Source organism: Mucilaginibacter sp. P4_C11, from assembly GCF_056402115.1.
This window is the reverse complement of the sequence record NZ_JBFUIA010000064.1, coordinates 1-11261: the sequence shown is the minus strand read 5'-3', so window position 1 is coordinate 11261 and position 11261 is coordinate 1. Positions and strand designations below refer to the sequence as shown.

Annotated in this window: 10 protein-coding genes; 7 read left to right on the top strand and 3 right to left on the bottom strand. The window is 42.4% G+C overall.

The features are described 5' to 3' along the window. Nucleotides 1–1200 precede the first annotated feature (1200 nt). From AC1DU2_RS30465 to AC1DU2_RS30435, 7 genes are all read left to right on the top strand, one after another. Entirely contained in the window at nt 1201–1788 is a 588-nt protein-coding gene (locus AC1DU2_RS30465) for a hypothetical protein (RefSeq protein WP_477389342.1), read from the top strand. A 706-nt stretch (nt 1789–2494) separates the two neighbouring features. After that, nucleotides 2495–3517, top strand: coding sequence for a sensor histidine kinase (locus AC1DU2_RS30460; protein WP_477389340.1), 1023 nt, complete (start codon nt 2495–2497; stop codon nt 3515–3517). Beyond that, nucleotides 3510–4289 (top strand): LytR/AlgR family response regulator transcription factor, encoded by a 780-nt coding sequence (locus AC1DU2_RS30455; RefSeq protein ID WP_477389338.1) that lies wholly within the window; start codon nt 3510–3512, stop codon nt 4287–4289. Before AC1DU2_RS30460 ends, AC1DU2_RS30455 begins: the two co-directional genes overlap by 8 nt. Before the next feature lie 173 nt (nt 4290–4462). Then, nucleotides 4463–5308 (top strand): sterol desaturase family protein, encoded by an 846-nt coding sequence (locus AC1DU2_RS30450; protein WP_477389336.1) that lies wholly within the window; start codon nt 4463–4465, stop codon nt 5306–5308. A gap of 53 nt (nt 5309–5361) precedes the next feature. Beyond that, nucleotides 5362–6084 carry a hypothetical protein gene (locus tag AC1DU2_RS30445; protein ID WP_477389334.1) on the top strand — a complete coding sequence of 241 codons (723 nt, stop codon included), beginning with the start codon at nt 5362–5364 and terminating at the stop codon, nt 6082–6084. A 27-nt stretch (nt 6085–6111) separates the two neighbouring features. Then, complete coding sequence (locus AC1DU2_RS30440) at nt 6112–6522, top strand: hypothetical protein (RefSeq protein ID WP_477362279.1); 411 nt, start codon at nt 6112–6114, stop codon at nt 6520–6522. Between the two features lie 55 nt (nt 6523–6577). After that, nucleotides 6578–7660, top strand: a complete 1083-nt coding sequence (locus AC1DU2_RS30435; RefSeq protein ID WP_477389332.1) for a serine hydrolase domain-containing protein — start codon at nt 6578–6580, stop codon at nt 7658–7660. Between the two features lie 95 nt (nt 7661–7755). On the opposite strand, the gene AC1DU2_RS30430 is transcribed toward AC1DU2_RS30435, so the two are convergent. From AC1DU2_RS30430 to AC1DU2_RS30420, 3 genes are all read right to left on the bottom strand, one after another. Continuing rightward, entirely contained in the window at nt 7756–9000 is a 1245-nt protein-coding gene (locus AC1DU2_RS30430) for an NAD(P)/FAD-dependent oxidoreductase (protein ID WP_477389330.1), read from the bottom strand. Between the two features lie 212 nt (nt 9001–9212). Then, entirely contained in the window at nt 9213–10214 is a 1002-nt protein-coding gene (locus tag AC1DU2_RS30425) for a 4-hydroxyproline epimerase (protein ID WP_477389328.1), read from the bottom strand. 73 nt (nt 10215–10287) lie between these two features. Further along, nucleotides 10288–11226, bottom strand: coding sequence for a dihydrodipicolinate synthase family protein (locus AC1DU2_RS30420; RefSeq protein WP_477389326.1), 939 nt, complete (start codon nt 11224–11226; stop codon nt 10288–10290). Nucleotides 11227–11261: the final 35 nt, after the last annotated feature.

Here is an 11261-nt window from a genome sequence, read left to right as displayed (position 1 = left end):
GTACGAGATACATCTGCACAATAAACAATGAATTGCTTCTTTATTATTAAATACAACCTTATTTCAAAGAAGTCTAAAAAAGAAGTAAAAAAGTTGAAAATAAATACTTTCAACCCCTCTTTTACAAAAATAGTTCGCTTTTTCCAGAAGTCAAGTAACCGGGGCAACTATTCTCATAATGCCCTCCGGGTATTAAAAAAGCCTTCGGCGTTGAAGATTACAATCCATCGGGGTTATGTACGGCGGTATGTACCGCTGATATGTACGGCAGTGTGTACGGGTATATGTACGGCAGTATGTACGAGTATATGTACGCCGATATGTACGGGTATATGTACGCCGATATGTACGCAATAGAGTATATAGAGTTATTAAAGAGAAATAAAGAATTTTATAGAAATATAAAGAGATTTAAAGAGTATTAAGGAATTCAAAATTGAAATCTAAACGTATATACGTTACTGTCCAATAAAACTTTCTAACAGTAACCCAAGTATGATTACCCCTGCGGGGTGTTGAAGGTTATTCTTTTTAGATTTTGGGTCTTCAACTTGCAAAGCAATATCCATTTGTTTAGAAATCCCCCCGGAGGGCAAAAAGGAATAAAACTTCAACCTGCGTATGCAGTAATCCTTCAATTGGTTTAAGCATGCACGAAGTGCATTTTTGTAAGAGCGTAGCCAGTTTTGAAAATTTTTCAAAGTTGAAATGATAAGGGGAATAGCCTTCAACCTGCGAAGCAGTGTCTTTGAACTGCTTTACCTATACCCGAAGGGTTATATCTCAATTGGAATAAGGCTTTCAGAGTTCAGACCTATGCCGGGGACGGCATTTTCAATAGGTACAAGGGTAAAATTTCTGGTATAATTTATTATACGCAGGCTAAAACCTATTTTAAAGCCTTTTAAGGCATTGAATATTTCCAACAATACATATATCAAAAACTTTAGAATTAGTGAATACATAAGAGATATCGAAGCCTGAAAGAGATTCAAAAGCCTGAAACCTAAAGATAAATTTAGTTTTACGTTTTCTCTGAAATCTTCTTAGTAATTACTTTCAATTGGGTTAAGCCATGCCCGAAGGGCATTTTAAACAATGGTATACGGAAAGTATCTTGATGGCGAAAATATAAGAATCAAAAAAACGTCATTTGATGACAGTTTTTGCCAAAATTATTGTTATTATATTTGTAGTGTAATGAAAGTGAAAGAAGAAATCTTAGAAAAAATCAGAGGTATACAATCAGCCCTGAACGGTACAATTTACCCTTTAATGTCCGATTTGGATGAAACCTCAAACGGTTTATTTTTTGATGTGTTGGAAGTTATCCAGAGGGTTGAAAAAGACTACCCCGAACAGTATGAAGCTAACGGTTTGGAATATCATTTTGAAACCATAACGGAGTTTGGTTGGGCATACCTTCAAACGTTTAAACCGTTCCCAATACAGCTTACGTTGGATTCTGATGGCATCTTGCCAATAGGGTTACCAATAAATGAAATGATTACCCGGTTCTATGAATACGTTATCAATTTACAAGTTGATAGTCCTGCACTCCAACCCGTACAGGCTGCTTTTGATATGTCGTTGATTACTGCAATGGCTGACCAGATTAAACAGCTTACAGGGCTTGCATCAACGGTACAGGATATTAAAGAAGATGTTCAGTTCGTTAAAGGTATTTACACCCGGAAACCAGAACAAAAAAATAAAAAGGCGTTTACAACAAAAGAAGAACGCAGTATTGAACGTAAAAGGATACTCCTAAAACAACCAAAAGTTTAATAGTTAAAATCGTACCCAAAACGCATAYAAGCGTAAAAAATCAGGCTTTTTTTATGCCTTTTAGGGAACAAAACAGGGAACAAAATGCTCTTAATTCAACCTCTGAAACTAATATTTTTCCTTTTTATATCATCTCCTCCGCCCTACTGGTTCAGCAAAAACTAACCAATAAAAAAAGACGATAATTTTTTTCAGCATTGGTTATTAATTTTTGAGAACCAGTAAAAAACAGCGTTTTTAGCTTAAAAAATGACGTTTTTTGGGTAAAAACAGGGAACAAAATAGGGAACAAAATGGGCTAAAACGAGGCTTTTTTAGCGATTTTTTAAAATTAAAAAGTGCTTTTTTGATATCGTTAGGGCACTTTTCATTTTTTTTACATACCTTTCAGTTCAGATTTTACTAACCAATGCTGCATTTGTACTTGAAATATGTGTACCGTAAAGATGTTAAAAAGCTACGATAAGTTAAGGGGACTTTTGTAAAAAGATAGGCCTCACCCTGCCCTCTCCAAAGGAGAGGGTTCTTGATTTGCATGGCTGCCAAGCCTATACTATTTAGCCTTGCATTTTAAAGTCCTCTCCTTTGGAGAGGATTTAGGTGAGGCTGTTTAAGCAAGGCTGTTTGAGTGAGACCTCACCCTCCAAATTTTCAGCTTCACCCAAATTTTCTGTTACCAGTAGCTATCTTTAATTAGATTTACCTGATGGAGAAAACCGGGAAACAGTTATGGTTTTACTGTTCGCTGCTGATAGCCGTAATGCTTAATAGCGGGAGGTTGCTTGCCCTGCGCGAAAATGGCATTGTGGCCCATTACTGGCGCTTTAACGCTACCGAATTTGCCTACCAGTTATTGGCGCAGCTGGGTTTCTGCTACCTCCTGTTTTCGCTCAATTTAGGTCGTGGTCGCTTGGCCAGGTATCGAGATAACAACAAATACCTGAGCTATTTATCGCTCAATTTTCTAATCGCATTTATTGGCATGGTGCTGATAGGCGGCGTACAAAAGCGGGTATTTAGCTTCAACCCCAACCAAATCAGGGGGGCTTTTTGGCTGGGATATTTAACCCGGTATGCTTTAGCAGCATTATTAATTGGTATTATTATAAAAATAGTGCTGCTGCTGCGCCAAAACAAACAACAGGCCATTGAAAACGAGCAACTTAAAAATGCCTACACAACAGCCGAACTGGAGTTGTTAAAAGAGCAACTTAACCCGCACTTTTTGTTCAACTCGCTGAGCAGCTTATCCGGCGTAGTGCGCGAAAACCCGGCCCTGGCGCAGCAATATATCAAACACCTGTCGTCGGTTTTCAGGTATACGTTAATTAAGCCCGTAAGCAGCCTGGTTACCCTGGACGAGGAATTAACGATGGTAAAGTCATTTGCCCAATTGATAAAAATGCGATTTGAAAATGCCTTTGAGTTAACAATTGACGTGGGCGATGCTTTCCTGCAATATAAACTGCCACATTTATCGTTACAGCCTTTGTTGGAGAATGCGGCAAAGCACAACGCAGCTACCATTAAAACGCCATTGCAGGTAACTATTAAAATGTGTGGTGATGAATTATCGGTAAGCAACAACCTTAACCCGGCAGATGCAGATGGTACCGGCACGGGCCTGGCCAACCTTAACCAGCGCTACAAAATATTGATGCAACGGGAAATAGACATTGAAAAAACTACCAGCTATTTTACAGTTAAGCTCCCTTTGAAACATGAATAAACTACGTGTTGTTATAGTTGAAGACGAACCGGTTACCGCCCGTAACCTTGCACATGTGCTGCAAAACGTTGATGACAGTATAAATATCACAACCTGCCTGCCCGATGTAAAAGACGCGGTGGAATGGTTTAATGCCAATCCCGATAGTTACGACCTTGTATTTATGGATATCCGCCTGGCCGATGGCGTATCCTTTGATATTTTCAAGCAAGCCGAGATCCTGAAACCCGTGATATTTGTAACGGCTTATAACGACTACGCCATACAGGCCTTTAAAAATAATGGCATTGATTATATTCTTAAACCTTTTGATGAGGCCGAAATTGAGCTATCGTTAAACAAGTTTAAACGCCTGGTAGTACAAGAGCCCCAAAGCGATGCAAACCAGCCCTTTGAGCAACTGCTGCAACAGGTAAAAATATTGGCAAAACCGTATAAAAAATCCTTCCTGGTTCATTTTCGGAATAAGCTTATCCCGGTGGAAACCGCTAAAATAGCCTGGTTTTATACCGCCCATGAAATAGTATACGCCCAAACCACAGACGGGCAACAATACAACATCGAATTCACAATGGAGCAATTGGAGCAACAGCTGGAGCCCGATATGTTCTTTCGTGCCAACCGGCAGTTCATCATCAACCGCAAGGCGCTAACTGAGGTTGATTTTTATTTTAACGGACGCCTATCGCTAAAAATGAAACCGGAACCACCGGAGAAGATCCTCATCAGCAAAGCAAGGGTGCCGGAGTTTAAAAAATGGGTAGATAGCTGAGATTTTTGATTTCGGATGTTCGATTTCGGATTTATCAAACGGCCATAACGAGTACCGTCACTTCGCCCCCTGGTTTTTCAGCTTCGCCGGGTTTCATAAAACTTAAGCAGCATTTTCTGGTCAACTTTATATTGTCAATCAAAAACGACAAAATAATTCAACCGACTAAGAAAATGAAGCATCAAATTGGCCCATACCGCATATACATATTATTGTTCCTGGCCGTACTTGTAACCGCCGAAATTATCTGGAGCTGGAAGAAAGATAAAAACGCTTATGACGTTAAAGAGACCTTTGCAAACCTATATGTTTTTGTTGGCTTCCAGTTCTCCAAATATATCTTCGCCGGCTACCAGTTAGCCGTACTTGGCTTTTTTGCCAAACTGGCGCCCTTTACATTACCCAGGAATGGCTGGGTTTTCCTGCTCACTTTTTTTACAGCCGATTTTATTTACTACTGGTTTCATCGCATCTCTCACCATTGGAAACCGCTTTGGGCTTTCCATCTTATCCATCACTCAGCCACGCACATGAACCTTACGGCAGCTTACCGCCTTAACTGGTTTTCGGCAATTGTTAGTCCGCTGTTTTTTATACCGGCAGCGCTGCTGGGTATGCCAACAGATTTTATTGTAATATCCTATGTACTTAACCTGGCTTATCAATTCTTTTTACACACCGAAGTTGTTGGCAAACTGGGCATTGTTGAACATGTAATGGATACGCCTTCATCGCACCGGGTGCATCATGGCAGCAATCCTATTTATATTGATAAAAATTTTGGCGGGGTATTTATCATCTGGGATAAATTATTTGGCACTTATCAGCCCGAAACCGAAAAGGTAGACTATGGCCTAACCACGGGTTTTGTGAGCAACAACCCGTTTGTATTGGTTGCCACCGGGTTTACAAATCTGTTTAAAAGCAAAAAACTTTCCGGAATAAAGAGCGGGGCAAGCACCATCACTTTAGAGAAGCCTGTATTGGCTAAACAAAGCTACCAGCAGGTAATTCCCTAATCAAACAAAAAATAAAACTGAATAACATATACACAACATTAAAATTTAATATTATGAAAAACGTAAAAACAACAATGGTGATATTGCTGATGGCATCAAGCCTTGGTTTAGGGTTAAACTCCTGTAAAAAAGATGGCGTTGCAGCCAACGACGTTACTGTTACCGAAGCCGACGCGGCAGAACTTACTACCGATGCTGTAACGCCAACAACAGGCGGGTTTGCCTTACAGGTAAACAGCTCGGTAACTATCTATAAAACGGTTGCGCTAAGTTGTGGCGTTAAAAAGGATTCCACCTTAACCAAAACAAGCGCGGCGGGTGCAACACCATCATACAGCTACAACCTCAGCTGGAATTACATGCTCACCTGCACCGGTATTGTACCCAACCAGCTTACCTTCAATTTTACCGGTTCGCACACTTTTGATGGCACGCGCATGTCGTCAAACGGGAATAGCACAGGAGGGTTTGTACTCACTAATTTGCAGCCGTCTGCATCAACTTATACCTTAAGCACTTCTTTTACCCATACCGGCACCGAAACCTCAAAAATTGGCCGTAAATACACATTTACAAGCAATTTAAGTATTACATCGTCAAACATACTGGTTGATAAAACTACCTTGAAAATAGTATCGGGCAGCGCCGCGGTCAAGCTTACGGGCTCGTCGTCGTCCGGTAAATCTTTCAGTTTTGCAGGTACCATCACCTTCCTTGGCGACAATAAAGCTACTTTGCTTTTAAATAGCGGGGCCAGTTATGCTATTCAGTGGTAAAATGTATTTTTAACCAAATTACGAATAATGAAAAAACAAGAAATGATAAAAAGACTTTGGCTGATAACCGCAATAATGACTTTTACGATACTGATGAGCAAACCGGCAATTGCCCAAACCGGCATGCCCGATTTTAAAAACTCTACCCCTGAACAACGGGCCCAGTTTCAGACAGAAATGATGAAGAGCAAACTGAAACTGGATGCCGCTCAGGAGAGCAAGGTGCAGGCTATTAATTTAACTTACGCCCGTAAAATGCAGGCAGTTATAAAAAGCGACGATGGCCGCTTTGGCAAAATGAAACAGGCCAGGAGTTTGCAGGAAGCAAAAGACCAGGAGTTAAAAGGCGTATTCACCCCGGCACAGTTTAAACAATACAAGGACTTTGAGGAGGAGATGAAAGCGAAACTAATGGAAAAGATTAAGGAAAAACAATAGTTCTTTTAAGGCACTGAACCAGCCACCTGGTTACAGTGCCTTTTTATATTAGATTATGAAAAAGTTAATAACTGTGCTTCTTTTGTTTTGTGCTATAGCCACAGCAAAAGCCCAGCATCATTTTGAAAAAGTTGACCAATGGCTTGCCGATAATACCGAAAAAATGGGTGGCCGTGCGGTGCTCATGCTTTATAAAGATGGCAAAATCATTTACACCGGCAGCAAGGATGAAATGACCATGAAGCAAAGATTTGCCACAAAAATGATTGCCCGTAAAATGGGCAAAACACCAAACCTTGATGCTTTTACCACAACCACCAAAATCCCGGTTGCCAGCTGCAGTAAATGGTTTAGCGCGGCTTTGGTGATGACTTTTATTGACGAGCGCAAACTAAAACTGACGGATACCGTAGGTAAATACCTGCCTGTACTCTCCAAAACCGGCAAGGGCGCCATTACCATAAGCCAATGCCTGTCGCACCTTACCGGCATCCAGGCGCCGCCTATAAAAGAGGCGTTGCAGGATATGAAAGATATTCACAGTATGGGCCAATCCATCCAAAACATTGCGGATATGCCCATTGAGGGCAAGCCGGGTACATTGTTCAGGTACAGCAACGTAGGGTTGCAAATGGCAGCAGCTGTATTGGAAAAAATAAGTGGCCAAAGTTTTGAAACTCTTTTTGCCGAACGCATTACCGGCCCGTGTGGTATGACTAATACCGATTTTGGCAAAGGCCCTGTAGCCTTCCCCGCCGGCGGCGCCTGGAGCACCCCTAATGATTATCTTAACTTTTTGGTGATGATATTAAACAAAGGCACCATTAACGGCAAACGTATCTTAACCGAAAAAAGTGTTAATGAAATGCAGGTAGACCGGATAACCAACGACGTAAAAATAGCTTATGCTCCTGACGAAGCCGGCAATGCCGGTTATGGTTTTGGCGAGTGGGTGTTGAAAGCATCCGGCCCGCAAAGCCCTACGCCGGCTGTAAGTAGTCCAGGGTTATTTGGCAGTTTCCCCTGGGTTAATAACGATAAGCATTATGCGGCTTTTATGATGTGTTTTTACATTAAAAACGATGGCAGGCACGAAAGGTACTATGCGTTGAAACAGTTGGTGGATGAGGCGTTGTAATTGAAAGTTCAGCTGAAAGCTGAAACCATAGTAGTCACGGGTTAAAACCCCGCGACAGTTACAGAGTTAAAACCTCGCGGCAGTTACAGTTTTTGCTAACTTCTATCCGGTGCAAAAGCCTCGATATCAATAGTGGTTTTTGCGCCTGAAATCACCTCCTGTGCCAATAACCCTGTAGCCGCTCCTAAACTCAGGCCCATCATGCCGTGCCCGGTTGCTATAACAAGGTTGCTGAATTTGTTGCTCCTGCCGATATAAGGCAAGCCATCAGCAGATGACGGCCGGAAACCAAACCAGATATCTTTTTCGGCAGGCACAGCAGGTTTCAGGCCGGGAAAATACTTAGGTACCGACTCAACAATACCTTTTACCCGGTTCATGTTGATGCGGCTGTTAATTTTATCCAGCTCCATGGTACCACCGTAGCGCAGGCCGCCATTCATCGGGGTAATGGCTACACGCGCTTCTGCCAGCAAAGCAGGAATCTGCATAGATGGAACTTCTTCTTTCACATTAAAAGAATAGCCTTTACCCGGCATTAGTAATATTTTAACGCCCAACAATTTACCTATCGCCGGCGACCAGGAGCCACCCGCAACAATATATTCATCGGCAGTAAATTCTTCATTATGCGATAAAACCCTGGTTACTTTACCTGCAACAGTTTCTATTTTAGTAACCTCTTTATTGGTAATAAGATTTACCCCCACGCCTTTAAGGTATCTTACCAGCGCCGCCATCAACTTATTTGGCGATAGGTGTGCATCGCAACGGTAATGCACCGCCCCTAATACATCAAGTTCCAGGTTGGGCTGCAGCTTAACACAATCGGCGGCGCTAAGCACTGCCATGTCCAATCCCAGTTCACGGCCCTTTTCGGCCAGGTGGGCTTCTTCTTCGCCGGCCTTTTCGGTTTTGTAAAACATCAGGATGCCTTTTTCAACCAGGTCGAAATCGAAATCCGGTTCTTTACTTAAACCTTCATAGAGCTTTTTGCTCAGTAAAGAAAGTTCGGTCAAGGGTGTTGCAGACCGTTCTACGTGCCCGGCATTTGCTTTTTGAAGAAATTTTAATCCCCAGGAGATAAGTTGCGGATTAAATGATGGTTTTACATAAAATGGGCTCTTGCTGTTAAACATCCATTTGATGCCCTGCGAAACCATACCCGGAGTAGCCAGGGGAATAAAGTGACTCGGCACTATCATACCCGCGTTACCGAACGAACAGCTATCAGTCAGGTCGCCTTTATCCAGCACGGTAACCTGGTGCCCGGCTTTTTGTAAATAATATGCAGAACTTAAACCTACAATTCCACCACCTATGATCAGCACTTTTGCCATTTTGTTATCGGAGCTTAAAGCTAAAGGCGTAAAGCCGAAAGCTTATTTTTGTAATCGGTATAATTAAAAGCTTGTCATTTCGAACGAACGGAGGCGGGCATTGAGCGTTGAGTGAGGAGAAATATTAAACGACAGGCTTAACGGCCAATCGCTCGTATAAGATTTCTCACTCGTACCTCGTATTGAAATGACAATTGGACATTAATATTTTATTATATCACCTGGAAACCATGTGCATACGGATCGTCATCATCTATTTTGATGGTGTTGTAACCGTAAACTTTTGCCCAGCCTTCAACACTCGGAATAATGGCATCCAGTTCGCCAATCTTCACCACCTCTTCAACCTTGCCAATGAATTTACTGCCAATGATGCTTTCGTGTATAAAAGGCTCTCCAACTTTCAGCTTGCCTTTGGCATACCACTGTGCCATACGTGCAGATGTACCTGTGCCGCATGGCGACCTATCTATCGCCTTATCGCCATAAAACACAGCGTTACGGGCGGTAGAAGTACTATCTAATGTTGCGCCCGCCCAAAGGATATGGGTACACGTATTTATGGTAGGATCCTGCGGATGAACGAAGCTATATTTTTCGTTAATGCGCTTGCGTAATACCTGGCTCCAGGCTATCAGCTGCCCGGCGGTATAATTTTCAAGCCCGGCAAAGTTTGGCTGAGGATCAACAATGGCATAGTAATTACCCCCGTAAGATACATCGATGGTTAGCGTACCCAGATCGGGGCACTCTACCTCCAGGTTGGTGGCGGCAAGGTAGGCCGCCACGTTTCTGAGCTTTACCGAGGTAACTTTTTTACCCTCCTGCTTATACTCTATCAAAACAAGGCCAGCCGGCGCTTCCATACGTACTATGCCAGGTATTTTAGGCTGAATAAGCCCCTCTTCAATGGCAATGGTTATAGTACCAATGGTGCCATGTCCGCACATGGGCAGGCAGCCACTTGTTTCAATAAATAAAACGGCCACATCATTTGCCGGATCATGAGGCGGGAACAAGATACTTCCCGACATCATATCATGCCCTCTTGGCTCAAACATCAGCCCGGTGCGTATCCAGTCGTACTCTTTTAAAAAGTGCTGGCGCTTTTGGCTCATGTTATCGCCTTTAAGCGTTGGGCCACCACCTGCTACCACCCTCACGGGGTTACCACAGGTGTGCGCATCTATACAAAAAAATGTTTTACTACTCATTTGAAAGCATAAAGCTTAAGGCCGAAGCATAAAGCCGGCCTTAAGCTTTGGTTATAGTTTTACTAAATGATAATTAAGCTTCAACTTCGGTTAGTTTACCCCAGCTGCCAACAGGCAATTCCAGCCGAACAGCTAATGCATCATTGATGATCTTTAATACTTTGGTGCGTTCTTCGCCAATTAACGGTAAACGTGGCGCGCGTACATTTTCGGTACCAATACCGGTTGCAACTTCGGCCAGTTTAATGTACTGAACCAGTTTTGGATGAATATCCAATTCCAATACCGGCAAAAACCAACGGTAAATGGTTAAAGCTTCGGCAATTCTGCCTGCTTTTACCAAACGATAGATAGCTACCGTTTCTTTAGGGAAGGCATCAACCAAACCTGCTACCCAGCCGTCGGCACCCATTACAAGGCTTTCCATAGCCAATGGGTCAACACCGGTAAATATAGCGTAGCGGTTGCCAAAACGATTAAACATTTTGGTAACGTTTGATACATTACGGGTTGATTCTTTTACCGCCTGGATATTTTTATAAACCGATAGTTTTTCAAACATATCCAGTGTAACTTCAATTTTATAATCAACCGGGTTGTTGTATATCATGATGGGCAGTTCGGTACTTTCGGCAACTGCGCCTATGTAAGCCAAAGTTTCGCGTTCTTCGCTGTTATAGCGCATTGGCGGCAATAGCATTAAACCATCGGCACCGGTATCAAAAGCTCTTTTAGCACAGGCTACAGCCGCTTTAGTAGTTTGCTCGGCAATATTGAGTATTACAGGTACTTTGCCATCAACATAATCAATGGTATGCTTTAATAACGCAAACTTTTCATCATCGGTAAGCACGCTGGCCTCGCCTAATGAACCGCCTAAAATAAACCCGTCAACACCAGCTTCAAGCTGTGCGGCAAGGTTTACATCAAAAGCATCAAAATCTAATTCGTCGTCATCGGTGAACTTGGTGGTTACCGCAGGGAATACGCCTTTCCAGTCAAAAGTTATCATTGTTTCTTATTTTTATCAAAAGTACGGTGGATTAC